General features: G+C 33.7%; 16 protein-coding genes. All 16 read right to left on the reverse strand.

The genetic code is table 11. The features are described from left to right. Window positions 1–37 precede the first annotated feature (37 nt). On the reverse strand, window positions 38–1,090 hold the full coding sequence (recA, locus tag CLOST_RS08510; RefSeq protein WP_013361892.1) for a recombinase RecA: 1,053 nt from the start codon (window positions 1,088–1,090) through the stop codon (window positions 38–40). Between the two features lie 76 nt (window positions 1,091–1,166). Continuing rightward, window positions 1,167–1,685, reverse strand: a complete 519-nt coding sequence (gene pgsA / locus CLOST_RS08515) for a CDP-diacylglycerol--glycerol-3-phosphate 3-phosphatidyltransferase (protein WP_013361893.1) — start codon at window positions 1,683–1,685, stop codon at window positions 1,167–1,169. Next, a complete protein-coding gene (gene rimO, locus CLOST_RS08520) occupies window positions 1,682–3,010 on the reverse strand; it encodes a 30S ribosomal protein S12 methylthiotransferase RimO (RefSeq protein ID WP_013361894.1) in 1,329 nt (442 codons plus the stop codon). The genes pgsA and rimO overlap by 4 nt, the downstream gene beginning before the upstream one ends. Further along, on the reverse strand, window positions 3,011–4,054 hold the full coding sequence (mnmH, locus tag CLOST_RS08525; protein WP_013361895.1) for a tRNA 2-selenouridine(34) synthase MnmH: 1,044 nt from the start codon (window positions 4,052–4,054) through the stop codon (window positions 3,011–3,013). A 29-nt stretch (window positions 4,055–4,083) separates the two neighbouring features. Continuing rightward, window positions 4,084–6,285: an FtsK/SpoIIIE family DNA translocase gene (locus CLOST_RS08530; protein ID WP_013361896.1), complete on the reverse strand. Its 2,202-nt coding sequence runs from the start codon at window positions 6,283–6,285 to the stop codon at window positions 4,084–4,086. A 288-nt stretch (window positions 6,286–6,573) separates the two neighbouring features. Continuing rightward, window positions 6,574–8,673 (reverse strand): polyribonucleotide nucleotidyltransferase, encoded by a 2,100-nt coding sequence (locus tag CLOST_RS08535; protein ID WP_013361897.1) that lies wholly within the window; start codon window positions 8,671–8,673, stop codon window positions 6,574–6,576. 102 nt (window positions 8,674–8,775) lie between these two features. Beyond that, window positions 8,776–9,039, reverse strand: coding sequence for a 30S ribosomal protein S15 (gene rpsO, locus CLOST_RS08540; protein WP_013361898.1), 264 nt, complete (start codon window positions 9,037–9,039; stop codon window positions 8,776–8,778). A 106-nt stretch (window positions 9,040–9,145) separates the two neighbouring features. After that, window positions 9,146–10,078: a bifunctional riboflavin kinase/FAD synthetase gene (locus tag CLOST_RS08545; protein WP_013361899.1), complete on the reverse strand. Its 933-nt coding sequence runs from the start codon at window positions 10,076–10,078 to the stop codon at window positions 9,146–9,148. Window positions 10,079–10,096: 18 nt separating this feature from the next. Beyond that, a complete protein-coding gene (gene truB, locus CLOST_RS08550) occupies window positions 10,097–10,990 on the reverse strand; it encodes a tRNA pseudouridine(55) synthase TruB (RefSeq protein ID WP_013361900.1) in 894 nt (297 codons plus the stop codon). Next, window positions 10,974–11,954, reverse strand: coding sequence for a DHH family phosphoesterase (locus CLOST_RS08555; RefSeq protein WP_013361901.1), 981 nt, complete (start codon window positions 11,952–11,954; stop codon window positions 10,974–10,976). Before CLOST_RS08555 ends, truB begins: the two co-directional genes overlap by 17 nt. A gap of 4 nt (window positions 11,955–11,958) precedes the next feature. Then, window positions 11,959–12,321 carry a 30S ribosome-binding factor RbfA gene (gene rbfA / locus CLOST_RS08560; protein WP_013361902.1) on the reverse strand — a complete coding sequence of 121 codons (363 nt, stop codon included), beginning with the start codon at window positions 12,319–12,321 and terminating at the stop codon, window positions 11,959–11,961. Between the two features lie 22 nt (window positions 12,322–12,343). Next, on the reverse strand, window positions 12,344–14,383 hold the full coding sequence (gene infB / locus CLOST_RS08565; RefSeq protein ID WP_013361903.1) for a translation initiation factor IF-2: 2,040 nt from the start codon (window positions 14,381–14,383) through the stop codon (window positions 12,344–12,346). Then, a complete protein-coding gene (locus CLOST_RS08570; RefSeq protein ID WP_013361904.1) occupies window positions 14,370–14,693 on the reverse strand; it encodes a L7Ae/L30e/S12e/Gadd45 family ribosomal protein in 324 nt (107 codons plus the stop codon). Before CLOST_RS08570 ends, infB begins: the two co-directional genes overlap by 14 nt. Next, window positions 14,680–14,955: an RNase P modulator RnpM gene (gene rnpM / locus CLOST_RS08575; protein WP_013361905.1), complete on the reverse strand. Its 276-nt coding sequence runs from the start codon at window positions 14,953–14,955 to the stop codon at window positions 14,680–14,682. Before rnpM ends, CLOST_RS08570 begins: the two co-directional genes overlap by 14 nt. Window positions 14,956–14,966: 11 nt before the next feature. Then, window positions 14,967–16,040: a transcription termination factor NusA gene (nusA, locus tag CLOST_RS08580; protein ID WP_013361906.1), complete on the reverse strand. Its 1,074-nt coding sequence runs from the start codon at window positions 16,038–16,040 to the stop codon at window positions 14,967–14,969. Window positions 16,041–16,064: 24 nt separating this feature from the next. Beyond that, window positions 16,065–16,523: a ribosome maturation factor RimP gene (locus tag CLOST_RS08585; protein WP_013361907.1), complete on the reverse strand. Its 459-nt coding sequence runs from the start codon at window positions 16,521–16,523 to the stop codon at window positions 16,065–16,067. Between the last annotated feature and the right edge of the window lie 116 nt (window positions 16,524–16,639).

The following is a 16,639-nucleotide window of genomic DNA, read 5'->3' on the forward strand; positions in this document are numbered from 1 at the left end:
ATTAAATTAAAGCAATATAGAATATATAATTATTCGATTACTCCTCTTTTGAATCGTCAACATCAGTTTTTGCAATCTCAATAGGAGAAGTGTTAATATTAAAATACTCTCTTACCTTTGATTCAACTTCGTTCATAAGTTCTGGGTTTTCCATGAAGAATTGCTTAACATTTTCTCTTCCTTGTCCTAATCTTTCTTCATTATAGCTATACCAAGCACCAGATTTTTTTATAATATCTAAGTTTGCTCCTATGTCAACAAGCTCTCCAACTTTAGATATTCCTTGACCGTACATGATATCAAATTCACATTGTTTAAACGGTGGAGCTACTTTATTTTTGACAACCTTAACTCTCGTTCTACTTCCAAGCATAGTATCGCCTTGCTTGATAATATCTATTTTTCTTACATCTAATCTAACAGAGGCGTAAAATTTTAGTGCTCTTCCTCCTGTTGTAGTTTCTGGATTTCCAAACATAACGCCTACTTTTTCTCTAAGCTGGTTGATAAAAATAGTTATTGTTTTGGATTTATTGATAGATCCAGCTAGTTTTCTAAGCGCTTGAGACATAAGTCTAGCCTGAAGTCCTATATGAGAATCGCCCATTTCTCCTTCGATTTCGGCTTTCGGTACAAGAGCCGCTACCGAGTCTACAACAATTATATCTATAGCACCACTTCTAACAAGGGATTCTGTAATTTCAAGTGCCTGCTCCCCAGTATCTGGCTGTGATACTATCAGCTTATCTATATCTACACCTAATGCTTTTGCATATACAGGATCAAGAGCATGCTCTGCATCTACAAAGGCAGCTATACCACCTAGTTTTTGAGCTTCAGCTACTGCATGAAGAGCTACAGTAGTTTTACCTGAAGATTCTGGTCCATATATCTCAACTATTCTACCTTTTGGTAGACCACCAATACCAATTGCTACGTCAAGGCCAATAGACCCTGTAGATATAGTTTCTATATTCATTTTTGCGTTTTCGCCTAAGGTCATTATAGAGCCTTTTCCAAAGTCTTTTTCTATTTTAGCTATAGCTGCATCTAATGCTTTACGTTTTTCTTCCATACGTTTTTCATCCATTTATACTCCACCTTTCTATCGAACATAAGTTCTAATATGATTATATATCACAAATATATGTTCGTCAACTAATGGTTTATTTTTGGGATATAAGTTTTTTGTTTTTCATTAAATAGTCCATTCCAGAAACAAATGTAAGGATTACAGCAATCCACATTACATATATTCCATATTTTATATTTAATAAAAGCATTAAAACTGCAATTATCTGAGATACTGTTTTAGCTTTTCCACCTTGTGAAGCCGCAATTACTTGGCCAGTATTAGCAGCTATAGCTCTAAGTATGCTCACAGCATATTCTCTAGTTATAATGAGAACAATCATCCATGCTGGAATCAAATTCATTTCTACTAATACCGCAAGAGCTGCAACAACTAAAACTTTATCAGCTAGAGGATCCATAAACTTTCCAAAATCAGTAATCAAATTATACTTTCTAGCCAAGTATCCATCCAAAAAATCTGTAAATGATGCAACAGCAAATATAATAGCTGAAATAGGTAAAACCGGAGAGTCTTTTTCGAAATATACTGCTACCAAGAAAAAGGGCACCATTATTATTCTGGAAAGAGTCAACTTATTTGCTATATTCATATTATTTCATCTCCTAATAAATCATATTCCATAGCATCTTTTATAGTTACTTTTATAAATTCACCTTCATTATGTGAAGCTAAAGCTTTGACATATATAATTCCGTCTATTTCTGGTACATCCCTGTAGCTTCTAGCTTCATATAAATTTGGTTCGATTTCTTTTTCTATTATAACTTCGAAATCTTTACCAATAAGTGCTTGATTTTTCCTTAAAGAAATCTCTTGCTGTAACTGCATTATTTTATTTTTTCTCTCTTCTTTTATTTCTTCTGCAACTTGACCACTCATAATAGCAGCTGGTGTTCCTTCTTCTTTAGAATATGCAAATACTCCAAGTCTATCGAATTCAATTTTTTTGACAAAATCATAAAGGGCATCAAATTCCTCATCTGTTTCTCCAGGAAAACCTGTTATTAGCGTCGTTCTAAGTACAGCTTCTGGAATGTGAGCTCTGATTAATGCTATTGTGTCTTCGATATGCTTTCCAGTAGTTTTTCTATTCATTCTTTTTAGAACTTGATCATGACTGTGCTGAATTGGCATATCAAAATAAGAGCATACCTTGTCAGATTCTTTGACTGTAAGTATAAGGTCTAAATCTATATCTTCTGGATAAGAGTACAAGAATCTAATCCAGTTTAAATCTTCAATTGCATTTAACTCTCTAAGCAGTCTAGGCAAGCTTTTTTCGTTATAAATATCGAGTCCATATTTCGTTGTGTCTTGAGCTATGACAATGATCTCTTTTACCCCACTAGCTGCTAACACTTTTGCTTCCTTTACTATATCCTCTAGCTTTCTGCTTCTGTATTTACCTCTAAGCTTGGGAATTATGCAATAGGTGCACAGGTTATCACATCCTTCAGCTATTTTTAAGAAAGCTGTGTACTTCTCAGTAAGCAAGCTTCTCTTTGAATCTGGTTTTAAATCGTGATTGATGTCTAAAATCAAGCTGTTATTTTCACCAAGCTCCAATCCCTGAATTATATTATATATATGTTCAAAGCTAGTGGTTCCTAAAAACGAATCCACTTCTGGAAGTTCTTTTTTAAGCTCCTCGCTATATCTTTGTGATAAGCATCCTGTAACAATTAAATGCTTTAGCTTTCCAATTTGCTTATACTTTGCAATTTCCAGTATTTCATTTATAGATTCTTCTTTTGCTGATTCTATAAATCCACAGGTATTAATTACAGCTATATCAGCTAACTGAGGAGAGTCCACTTTTTGTAATCCATTTTCTAGCAATATATTTAGCATGACCTCTGAGTCAACTAGATTTTTTGAGCATCCAAGCGTTGAAATAAAAACACTTTTATTCATTTATATCTCCTTTTCAGCATTATCATAGTATTCTAAGATTTTACTTACAGCCAAATCAATTTCATCTGATGAAACTGACATATCATATTTGTATTTATCTATAGAATAACTATATAATTTATCATAATAATTTAGAATTAAAAAATGCGCTACATATTCGTAATCCTTGTTTTCTATTTTGTTAATTAAGTCCTCTACAGCTTTTGTTCCAATAGTATCTTTTAATCTTGCAGTTGATTTTTTTAAGTACTCATCATCCTTAGTATTATACTTCGTATAATCCTTTACTAATCTTATTACCCTATTTTGAACAGAGGAATTTACTAAAATATGCTTTCCATCTGTCATTGTATCCCAAAAGCTTTTACACAAAGTAACTTTTCCTATTTTCTTACTTTCACTTTCCATAAGCACATTTTTGAATTTTGACTCTCTCAATATCTTTACAATTCGTGAATCAAACCATTTTTGGGTAGGAGCTTTACCTGAATAAAAAATTTCGCCATATACTGAGCCACTATTTTGAGCCAAGGCTTCTAGATTAAGTACACAGCAGCCTTTTTCTTCAAGTGCTTCTAGGAGCTGAGTTTTACCTGTCCCTGTATGCCCATGAAGCACAATAAATTGATGCTTCATACCTAAATTCTCAAGGTAATCTAATACATAGTTTCTGTAGGATTTATACCCACCACTAATTTTTAAAACATTTAGACCCATTTCATTTAAAAAATTTACAAGTGAACCGCTTCTCATTCCTCCTCTAAAGCAATATAGTATTATTTGATTATATTGCTTAGATAGAGTCAAATATTTGTTGTAGAAATCTTGAAGCTTAGGAGAGGTTATTTCTATTCCTGTTTTTACAGCAATTTCCTTTCCCTTTTGTTTATATAAGGTTCCTATTATAGCTCTTTCATCATCATCAAATATTGGAATATTGATTGAATCAGGGATATGATCTTCCTCATATTCTTTCGGTGTTCTAACATCTACAATTATTGAATTTTGTAATTCTAATACTTCTTCTATATTGATTTCTTTCAAAATTACACCTTCCTGCGTTTAAATTCCATCTATTTTTCTTTAATGTTTTCTATATAGACCTTTCTTGGTTTTACTCCATCGCTTGGCCCAACTATACCTTTTTGTTCAAGGTCGTCTATTATTCTAGAGGCTCTATTATAGCCTATTCTGAATTTTCTTTGAAGCAGTGATGTTGAGGCTTGCTCTTTTTCTTTAATAAAGTCTAGAATTTCTGTTATTAATTCATCCTCTGGATTATCTGCTTGCTCTTTTATCTTTTCAATTTCTTGGATTATTTCAGTGTTATCAATGTCCACGCTATTTTTTTCTTTTATAAAGTCAGTAATTTTGATTACTTCATTCTCAGAAATAAAAGCTCCCTGGATGCGCACTGGTTTATTTGCTCCCATAGGATAGTAAAGCATATCTCCTCTTCCTAGTAGTTTCTCAGCTCCTCCAGTATCTAAAATGGTTCTCGAATCTGTCTGTGAAGATACAGAAAATGCTATTCTGGATGGAATATTAGCCTTAATAAGTCCTGTGATTACATCTACTGATGGTCTTTGTGTTGCAATAACAAGATGGATTCCACAAGCTCTAGCCATTTGTGCCAGCCTGCATATTGCATCTTCAATTTCATTTGGGCTCACCATCATCAAATCTGCAAGCTCATCTATTATAAGAACGATTCTAGGAAGTCTTTCTTCAAACTTCTCATTGTATCCATTTATATCCTTTACTTTTGATTCTGCAAACAGCTTATATCTTCTATTCATCTCAGCTACTGCCCAGTTTAAAGCATTAGGCGCCTTTTTCATATTTGTTACAACTGGTATGAGAAGATGGGGTATATCATTGTAAACTGAAAGCTCAACCATTTTAGGGTCTATCATAATCATCTTTACATCTTTAGGCGAGTACTTATATAGTATACTGCAAATTAAGGTGTTTATACATACACTTTTCCCAGAGCCTGTTGCTCCAGCTACTAGCATATGTGGCATTCTTGCTATATCTGCTACTATTACATTGCCACCAATATCCATTCCTACTCCAAAAGCTATATCTACATTTGATGTATTGAAAGCTTTACTTTCTATTATATCTTTAAAGCTCACTACCTCACTTGTATCATTTGGTATTTCGATACCTATCAGTGATTTTCCGGGGATAGGAGCTTCTATTCTTATTGTTTGAGCCGCAAGAGCTAAAGCTAAGTCCTCGGTAAGATTAGTTACCTTGCTCACCTTAGTTCCTGGTCTTGGTTCTAGTTCATATCTAGTTATTGTTGGCCCTTGAGAAATGCTTTTTACCTTTGCATCTACTCCAAAGTTAAGTAAAGTACTTTCTAGCGTCTTAGAATTTTTCATTTTGCTACTAGAATCTTTTTTAGGATTTTTTTCACGGCTGTTTAATAGCTCTAACCCTGGAAATACATAAGAGTCATCACTTAATTTTCGAGGTCTTTTCATTACTGCTGGAATTTCTAAATCCAACTCACTTTCTAGTATTTCAGGCTTATCTATTTTTTCTTTAGTCTCATGAATAATTTCGATATTATCGGTTTCAACTTGAAGCTGAATAGGTTTTTTTCGTGGCTTTATAACTTTTTTATCTTCATCCTCATCAGAGTCTACTAGCACAAAATCTGTTATCTTTGCTTTTGTGTTTATTATAAATTCCTTAATATATGCTGGTCCTGTTTTAAATATTTCAAAAAATTTCGCAGGATCAATCTTAAAATAATAGATTAGAACAAAGAGTATTAAAGATATGCAAAGTAAACTGGTTCCTGCAGTTCCAAGCAATCCGTGAAAATAATATGTAATTATGCTAGTTATAAGCCCTGAGCCTTCTCCTCTTTGAGCCATAGAAAATATCAATCTGCTATTCTCAAGGCTAAGAGGTGTAGTCCTAGGCAAAAAATCCTTTTGCAGTAAGCCATACATAAGGACAACAACTGTTGTCAAAATAAAGGACAGAAGCTTAGGTATTTTTTGGTATTGAATTTTTTCAGGATATATGAGCTTGTATACCCCTAAAAATATTAAGATGAATGCTATTAATATAGATAGCTTCGAAAACAAGCCTAGCAGTATATACTTTATGCTCTGTCCAACTATACCCATTGATTCCGTTCTAACTGACAAAGTCATAAAAATACCAAAAAAAATGTAGCCTACTGCAAGTAGATTTTCATTTATTTGACTAGGTTTCTTCTTTTTTCGTGTTTTTCGCTTTACTCTCGACATACTTTCATCCACTACTTTCAGATACTTTTAATAATTATGTACTTTTATTCTTAGCTAGTATTTTCACATGTCTTACATTATTATACTATTTTAACTATTAATTATCAAAGATTGCTTATTTCTCAACATCATTTCTCCATTTCAAAGCACATCCATCTGGTTCACAGATTATCATGATTAATACAATAAAAAATCAGCTGGAATTTTCCATCTGATTTTTTTTGCTTATTGTAAATTTAACAAAATTAGCTTTGAATATAAGCAATCTTTATTACATTTATAGGGCTTTTATTCTCCTTTTGCAGGTTCTTCTGGCTTTAATAAAGCTTTTCTTGAAAGATTCATTCTGCCTTGAGCGTCTATTTCAGTAAGAAGAACTTCAAACTCGTCTCCAACAGAAAGCACATCTTCTACTTTATTTACTCTTTTCACATCAATTTGTGATACATGAAGCAAGCCTTCTTTTCCTGGTAAGATTTCCATGAAAGCTCCAAATGCCATTAGCTTTGTAACTTTACCCATGTATTTTTGTCCTACTTCAGGAACTTTGACGATATTTTCTATCATCGCTCTAGCTTTCTTGCCCATATCTCTAGCAACTGCTGCAATAAATACGTTTCCGTCATTTTCTATATCTATTTTAACGCCAGTTTCTTCTATGATTTTATTGATTACTTTTCCGCCAGGTCCTATTACATCCCTGATTTTATCTGGATCAATTTTCATTGTGATAATCATAGGTGCATACTCAGAGATTTCTTCTCTTGGAGCACTTAAAGTTTTCTTCATTTCGTTTAGTATATGAAGTCTTCCTACTCTAGCCTGCTCTAAAGCTCTAGTTAGAATTTCTTCATCTATACCAGCTATTTTAATATCCATTTGAATTGCAGTTATACCTTTTTCTGTTCCTGCAACTTTAAAATCCATATCTCCAAGGAAGTCTTCCATACCTTGGATATCTGAAAGTATAGCTACATCATCGCCTTCTTTTATAAGACCCATAGCAATACCTGCTACCATGTCCTTAAGCGGAACTCCAGCATCTAAAAGTGATAAAGTACTTCCACATACGCTCGCCTGAGAAGTTGATCCGTTTGATGAAAGAACCTCTGATACTACTCTAATAGCATAAGGAAAATCTTCTTTGCTTGGAAGCATAGGCTCTAGCGCTCTTTCTGCAAGTGCTCCATGTCCGATTTCTCTTCTTCCAGGGCCTCTAGATGGTCTTGCTTCTCCTACAGAATATGCTGGGAAATTGTAGTGGTGCATATAACGCTTTTCTTCTTCTTCACTTAAGCCATCAAGAATTTGAACATCTCCTAAAGCTCCCAGTGTAGTGATACTCATTACCTGAGTCTGTCCTCTTGTAAATAGCGCAGAGCCATGAGTTCTAGGTAGCACACCAGCTTCGCTCCAGATTGGTCTAATTTCTTCATGCATTCTATTATCTGGTCTAATTTTATCTTTTAATATAAGCTCTCTTACGCCATCCTTAGTAAGCTTATAAATAATTTCACTTACGTCTTTCATGTTGTCAGGATAAATATCAACAAAGTGCTCTAGGATATCTTTCTTCACTTTATCCATATTCTCAAGTCTTTCTTGCTTATCTTTAGTAAGGATTGCATCTTTCATCTTTTGCTTTCCATATTCAGATACTGCGCTTAAAATTTCTTCTTGAGGTACAAATAGTACAACCTCATCTTTAGGCTTTCCAATGTCATTAACAATTTCTTCAATAAAACCAACTATTTTTTTAATTTCTTCATGCGCAAATAGTATTGCTTTTAGCATTGTATCTTCTGAAATTTCACTAGAACCTGCTTCGACCATCATTATTGCTTCTTTTGTTCCTGATACCACTAAATACATTTGAGATTTTGCTCTTTGGTCTAAATCTGGGTTGATTATAAATTCTCCATCTATTAATCCAACTGAAACAGATCCAGTAGGTCCATTAAAAGGAATTGATGAAATTGAAAGAGCTATAGATGAGCCTATCATAGCCATTGTATCTGGATTAGAATTTTGGTCCATTGATAATACTGTAGCTACTACTTGTACATCGTTTCTATATCCTTTTGGAAATAAAGGTCTAATAGGACGATCTATCAGTCTTGATGTTAGAATTGAACGTTCTGAAGGTCTGCCTTCTCTTTTTATAAAGCCGCCTGGAATTTTACCTGCTGAGTACATTTTTTCTTCATAATCGACACTTAGAGGAAAGAAATCTATACCTTCTCTTGGTTTTTCTGAATTTGATGCTACAACTAATACTACGGTATCTCCACTGCGAAGAATACATGCGCCATTAGCAAGCTCTGCAACTTTACCTATTTCTACTGACAGATTTCTGCCGCCAATAGAGGTTTCGTATATTTTGCTCATATTTACCTCCTATTTAAACCTTATTCTTTAATATATTATAAAACACAATTAATTTTTTCAAAGCTATTATAGAAAAAGAGCAGGATATTCCCGCTCTTTTGATTACTTTCTTAGTCCAAGACTTTGAATAAGTGTGTTATATCTACCTAGATCTTTTGCTTTTAGGTATCTAAGAAGTGATCTTCTTTGTCCTACCATTTTAAGTAGTCCTCTTCTTGAGTGGTGATCTTTCTTGTGAATCTTAAGATGACCGTTAAGCTCGTTGATTCTTTCTGTAAGAAGAGCTACCTGAACTTCTGGAGAACCTGTATCTCCTTCGTGTGTTGCAAATTTCTCGATAATTTCTATTTTTCTTTCTTTTAACATGTAAAACACCTCCAATAATATAAACGCCTGATGCCAAGTAGTGGACGGTACCCAATTACCCAGCATAGGTTATTTAACCATCTGTTATTGTAACATATAGGACAAATCAAGTAAAGATATAATTTTTTATTCTGAGTACATCTCTATTTAACTGTCTTATTAAATCGTCTAAAGAGTTAAACCTAAGTTCATCTCTTAATCTATCCATAAAATAAAGTTTGACTGACTTACCATAGATATCGTCTTCAAACTCTAATATGTGGGCTTCCACAAATATTTCTTGGAACGGCTTATTTGACTGTATCGTAGGATTGTAACCAATACTTACAGCCGCATCATATATTTTATCTTCTATTTCTATCTTACAATAATACACTCCTCTTTTAGGAAGCAGTATATCCTGATTCACTTCTAAGTTTGCAGTTGGAAAACCCAATTTTCGTCCTAATTTTTTTCCATGAACTACTTTGCCTTCAAGCATATATTTTCGTCCCAAAAAAAAATCTGCTCTTTTAACTTCTCCGGTTTTTATCAGTTCTCTTATAAAAGAACTAGAAACCCTCATATTTTCTATCATAACAGGCTGTACTATATGAACATCAAAGCCTAGCTTCTTACCAACCTCATATAGATAATCTACACTGCCTTGTCTTCCGTTCCCAAGCTTTGAATCAAATCCCATTATTATGTCAGTAGCATTTAGCTTACTGAGCAGAATTTCTTTTGCAAATACTTCAGTGCTCATATCTTTGATAGTGTAGTCAAATGGCACTGAAACTAAATCTTTAATTCCCATTTGCTCTATTATCTTAACCTTTTGCTCAAAGCTTGTAAGATAATCTATCTGTTTTTGGTATAAAAACTCTAGCGGATGATTCGAAAAAGTAAACATAACTGGTAAAATATCTTTTTCTTCACCGATAGCAATGGTTCTGTTTATTAGTTCTCTATGCCCTAGATGGACTCCATCAAAATTTCCAATAGTAACAGCTGTAGGTTTATCAAAAGCTATGTTGTCTAAGCTGGAATATATGTTCAAATTAAATCACTCCATAATTTATATAAAGAGAGTATCATTTTTTAGGAAGTTTTCTGTGTCCTTATTCTTAATAAATCCAATACCCATAAACCGGCCTGAATCATCAAAAACTCTAACTTTTTGATTTACATATGGATTTATATCAGTTAAAAGTCCTTTATAGGAAACTTCACATCCATTAATATATGCAACTGATGCTGTAGATTTTATAACCACATCATCCATACCTAGATTTAAGTCTGATATCGAAATTAGATTTTTCTCTAAATCACAGCTTCCTATTTCTTCTAAAGTAATCGAATTTTCAATATCAAATTCGCCTGATTTAGTTCTTATAAGTAAGCTCATATATGCTACAGTTCCTAAATCTTCAGCTATGTCTCTTACTAGACTCCTTACATACGTACCACTTGAACAAGTGATATCAATCATAAGTCTTGGAAACTCGTAATCAACAACCTCAATATTGTAGATTGTAACTACTCTAGATGGTATTTCTTTTATTTCCTGACCTTTTCTAGCTTTTTCATACAATCTAACTCCATCTATTTTTATTGCACTATAGGCTGGAGGAACTTGCTCTATTTCTCCATGAAATTTGTCTAAAATACTATTTATTTTGTCAAATTCTATATCTTCTGTTTCCTTAACATCGGTTACTTTTCCATAGGAGTCTAGTGTATCAGTACTTTTTCCAAAAATCATTTCACATCTGTATTTTTTTTGCTTTTGCATGATATACTGACTTAGTTTTGTTCCTTTTCCTATGCAAATAGGAAGCACTCCAGCAGCGTTTGGATCTAGAGTCCCCGTATGTCCTACTTTTTTAATATTAAGGTTTTTCCTTATAAATGAAACAACGTCATGTGATGTCATCCCACTTGGCTTTAAAATATTAATGATTCCATCCATGCTCTTTTAGATACTCCCTTATATAGTTAAGAACCATAGCTACAGCTTCTGGCAGAGAATTATTTATAGTACAGCCTGCTGCACGCATATGTCCTCCTCCATCAAATTTTGAAGCTATTTCATTTACATTTATAAATTGTTTGGACCTAAATGACACTTTAACTTGGTTAGATCCTCTTTCCTTAAATAGGATTCCTAGCTCTACACCATCTAAATTCACTGTGTAGTTAACTAGATTCTCTGTATCTTCATAGCTTACTCCATATTTTTCCAGCATCTTAGTTTCTAGAACCATATAAGAGAATATACCCTCTTTTTCTAAAGTAGATACAGTTTCAGCAGAGAGCTTTACATAATCAAACGAGTCACTCTGATAGATGCTTCGAGTAACTTCCTGTTTATCTGCTCCCTTTGATAGCAAATCCGCTGCCATCAAAAAAGAACTCTTATTTGCATTGTCATACTGAAATCTTCCTGTATCAGTTACAAGCCCTGTGTAAAGAGCTTGGGCTATTTTAGGACTGATAAGATTATCATCTATCTTAGAAATCAAATTATAAACTAGCTCTGAAGTTGAAGATGCATCTGTAACTACATAATTATAGTCACCGAACTCATTGTTGCTTTGGTGATGATCTATATTTAATAATGTATTAGCAGTATTAATGATATCTTTTCCTATAGCAAGGCGGTTTATATCTCCACAGTCAAGTGCGATTAAAGTATACTCTGAGCTTAAAATCTGCTTAGATAATTCACTTGATTCTAGTATTTTTTCATTGCCATATAAAAAAGCTAGATTCTGTGGAAAAGAATCATTTAAAACATAGTATGACTCTTTTCCCATAGCTCTTAAAAACCACGTAAGCGCTAAGCTAGAACCTACATTATCACCATCAGGTGCAACATGACTAGTTATTATAAATGTTTTACTTGAGTTAATTACATCTATAATTTGGTTCATAAAATTACTCTCCACTTTCTATATTCAAATCATTGATGAGTTTAGACATATTAACTCCTCTTTCAATCGAATCGTCAATTTTGAATACTAATTCAGGAGTATATCTTAATTTTATATCCTTACCTAATTCTTTTCTTATAAAACCCGATGCACTTTTAAATCCTTCTAATACTTTATCAGAGTCATTTCCTAGTACGCTAATATAGATATATGCATACTTTAAGTCTCTTACCACATCTACAGTAGTTATTGAAATAAGAGATCTGCTATCAATTATTCTTATATCTTTTATTCTCTGATCTCTTAAAAGTTCAGTAATAGTTTTTTTTATTTCTTCTCCGATTCTTCTTGTTCTTTCATAGCTCATTTATATCACCTACCATATCTAGCTATTTTCTTTCAACTTCCTTAATTATATATGCCTCAATGATGTCGCCTTCTTTGATGTCATTGAAATTTGTAAGTCCTATACCACATTCGTAGCCTGTTGCAACTTCTTTTACATCGTCTTTAAATCTTCTAAGCGAATCAATTGTTCCATCGTAAACAACTATTCCATCTCTTACAAGACGAGCTTTTGCATTTCTAAGAATTTTACCACTGATTACATATGACCCAGCAACCATTCCAGCATTAGGCACTTTAAATGGCAATCTTATCTCTGCTTTTCCAAGCTCCTCTTCAACATACTCAGGGTCAAGCATACCCTTCATTGCTTTTTCTATATCTTCTATAGCTTCATATATAATTCTATAGGTTCTCATATCAACTTTTTCACGTTCTACAAGAGTATTCGCTCCAGTTGAAGGTCTAACATTAAATCCAATTACTATTGCATTAGATGCCGATGCTAGCATTATATCTGATTCTGTTATTGCTCCTACTCCTCCGTGAATTACTCTTACTGAGACTTCTTCATTAGAAAGTTTTTCTATGGACTGGCGAACAGCCTCAACAGAGCCTTGAACATCTGCTTTAACTATGATGTTAAGTTCCTTTAATTCTCCATGCTGCATTTTTTCAAATAAGTCCTCTAGAGAAATCTTAGAGCTAGCTTTCATTTGCTCATCTCTAATCTTTTCTTTTCTGTTTTCTGCAATAATTCTAGCTGCCTTGTCACTTGCTAGAACAACAAATTGATCTCCTGCATTAGGAACTTCATTTAGTCCTAATATCTCAACAGGAGTTGATGGAGGAGCTTTCTTAATTCTCTTTCCTTTATCGTTAATCATAGCACGAACTTTTCCGTAAGATGAACCTGCGACAATAGGGTCACCTACTTTAAGCGTTCCATTTGAAATTATTACTGTAGCAACAGGGCCTCTACCTTTATCTAGGTTTGATTCTATAACAGTACCTACAGCATTACGATCAGGGTTGGCTTTTAGCTCTTCCATTTCCGCTACTAATAGTACCATCTCTAGAAGAGTGTCTATATTCTCGCCTGTTTTAGCTGAAACAGGTACGTCTATAACATCTCCGCCCCATTCTTCAACCAGTAAGCCTTTTTCTGATAATTCTTGTCTCACTCTTTCAATATTAGCAGAAGGCTTATCTATTTTATTAATGGCAATTATTATAGGAACGCCAGCTGCCTTTGAGTGGTTTATTGCTTCTACAGTTTGAGGCATAATTCCATCATCTGCCGCAACAACTAATATTGCTATATCTGTAACCTTCGCTCCTCTTGAACGCATTTCAGTAAAAGCCTCATGGCCAGGAGTATCCAAAAATACAACTTTCTTACCGTTTACAGTTACCTCAGAAGCTCCGATGTGCTGAGTGATTCCTCCTGCTTCTCTATCTGTAACTCTTGTATTTCTAATTGAGTCAAGAAGTGAAGTTTTACCATGGTCAACGTGTCCCATAACAGTTACTATAGGAGGTCTAGGTTTTAAATCTTCTGCCTCGTCTTCTTCGATAATTATATCAGCTGCTTCTTCTTCTTTTTCTTCTCTTTCAAGCGAAATATCATAATCTAAAGCTATTTTTTCAGCTGTTTCAAATTTAATCTCTTGATTAATATTTGCCATGATACCTAGCTTGATTAACTTCATAATTACTTCAGATGCAGCTATATCTAGTTTTTTTGCTAAGTCTCCCACAACAATAGTGTCACCTATTATTATAGCGTTTGAGTCATAAGCGTCTTCCTCTTCAAAATCTATTTCTTCTGGTTCAATTTCTTGTTTAGGTTGCTCTTCAATGTTTTCTATGTCCTTAATATCTTCTACTTCTGTTTTTGTCATATTTTCCTCTTTCTCTTCTCTTTTATCTCCCAAAAGTTCAATGATGACTTCTGCTTCTTCCATCGAAAGAGAACTCATATGATTTGTAACTTTTATATCTAATTCTTCCAGCTTTTCAATTAGTTCTTTACTGGTCATGTTTAGTTCCTGTGCAAGTTTATATACTCTAGTCTTTTGCATAGGCTCCACCTCCTAGTAATTTTAACATGCTTTGTGAAAATCCTTCATCCGTTATCCCTATTACTACTCTTTCGTCTTTTCCAATTGCATTACCTATTTGTTGTCTATCTAGTTCTTCACTTACTGGGATATCTCTGTAGCTACATTTGTCTTTGATTCTTTTTCTGGTATTTTCAGAAGCATCACTGGCTAAAAAAACTAATTTTACTTTATTCTTTTTTATAGCTTCGAGAGTGATTCCTTCTCCTGATACCATTTTCCTGCTTTTGTAAGCAAATCCTATAAGTGTTAATACTTTACTTAGATTCAAGTTTTTCCAGCTCCAATTTTAATTTTTCATAAACTTCTTGTGAAATTTCTGTTTTAAATGCTCTGTTCAGGGCTTTTGTCTTTATGGCTTTTTCGAGACATGCCATCTCTTTGCAGATATAAGCTCCTCTTCCATTCGCTTTAAGGGTTGGATCAAAGAAAATCTCTCCATCTTTATTTCTAACTATCCTTATTAATGCTTTTTTGTCGCTTCTTTCATTACAGGCTATACATTTTCTTTGAGGAATTTTCTTCTGCTTCATTCCTATCCCTCCTATAATTCGGCCTGACTTTCACTTTTTATATCTATCTTCCATCCAGTCAACTTTGCTGCCAATCTAGCATTTTGACCTTCTTTACCTATAGCTAGCGATAGCTTGTCATCAGGTACTACTACCTTTGCGCTTTTGTCATCTTCATTTACATCTACTGATATTACCTTAGAAGGGCTAAGAGAAGCAGATATAAATTCCTTTGGATCCTCGCTATATATAATTATATCTATTTTTTCACCTTTTAGCTCATCAACTATGTTTTTAACTCTTTGTCCCTTTGGCCCTACACATGCTCCTATAGGATCTACATTTTCATCTACAGAATGCACTGCCATTTTTGTTCTAGAGCCTGCTTCTCTTGATATAGATTTAATTTGAACTACACCATCAAATATTTCAGGTACTTCACTTTCAAATAATCTTTTAACTAACCCTGGATGACTTCTAGAAACTAAAATTTGTGGTACATTGTTGTTCTTCTTAACCTCAAGAACATAAACCTTCACTCTAGCTCCTGGCATATAGTTTTCAAAAGGTATTTGCTCAGAAGGAGGAAGTACTGCTTCTGCAGATATAGTGATATCCTTGCTGCCTATAATGCTAAGATTCACATACACATTTCCTTTTCCTTGTCTTGATACTTCTCCAGTTATAATCTCAGATTCTCTGTTTAAAAATTCTTCGTAGACGATGTCTCTTTCAGCCTCTTTAATCTTTTGAATAACCATTTGTCTAGCTGCTTGAGCTGCTATTCTTCCGAAATTTTTTGGAGTAACTTCTTCTTCTATTACATCTCCATCTCCGTAGTTTGGTCCATAGCGTTCCTGAGCTTCCTCAACGCTAATTTCCCCTTCGCCCAAATCATATTCATATTTGTTAACAACTGATTTTCTGCTGAAGACTTTAACTTCACCTTTGTCTTTATCCATTTCTACTCTAACATTACTTGATGTTCCAAAATTCTTTTTATAAGCATTAAGTAGTGCCGATTCTAAAGCTTCGAATAGAATTTCTTTGCTTATGCCTTTTTCCGTTTCAATTTGTTCTAAGGCAGCAATAAATTCAGCGTTCATTTTTTTTCCTCCTTGATGAATCCTTTATATTTTTATCATTAGGCGAATAACCGCCACATTTTTTTTAGGAAATTTCATTAATCCTTTTGAAGTCTGTACCTCAATTTCATTATCTTCGCTTAGGCCTACTAAAGTGCCTTCAAACTCTTTCACCCCATCGATAGCTTTAAATAGCTTTAGCTCTACTTCTTTTCCTTTTTCTCTTATAAAGTCTTTTTCTTTTTTAAGATGTCTGTCCAGCCCTGGTGAAGAAATTTCAAGCATATAATTTTCTTCAATTGGGTCAAGCTCATCTAGTTTTTCACTTATCAGATGGCTAAAGTGCTGACAATCATCCAAAGACATTTTTCCCTGCTTATCGATATATATCCTAAGATACTTCAAAGAACCTTCTTTGACATATTCTACATCAACTAGTTCAAAAGGGTCAGTAATCATATCACTTACTATTCCCTCAATTAAAAGTTCTAATTTACTAGCCATAATAACACCTCCTATTAAGTTGTAATGTGCATTGCGAAAAGATAAAATGAAAGAGTGGGTATTAGTTCACCCACTCTTGCTGAGATTTCTTGATTAAGCTAATCTACTAAGATTCT

Origin of the sequence: Acetoanaerobium sticklandii (genome assembly GCF_000196455.1) — a bacterium.
Classification (GTDB): domain Bacteria; phylum Bacillota; class Clostridia; order Peptostreptococcales; family Filifactoraceae; genus Acetoanaerobium; species Acetoanaerobium sticklandii.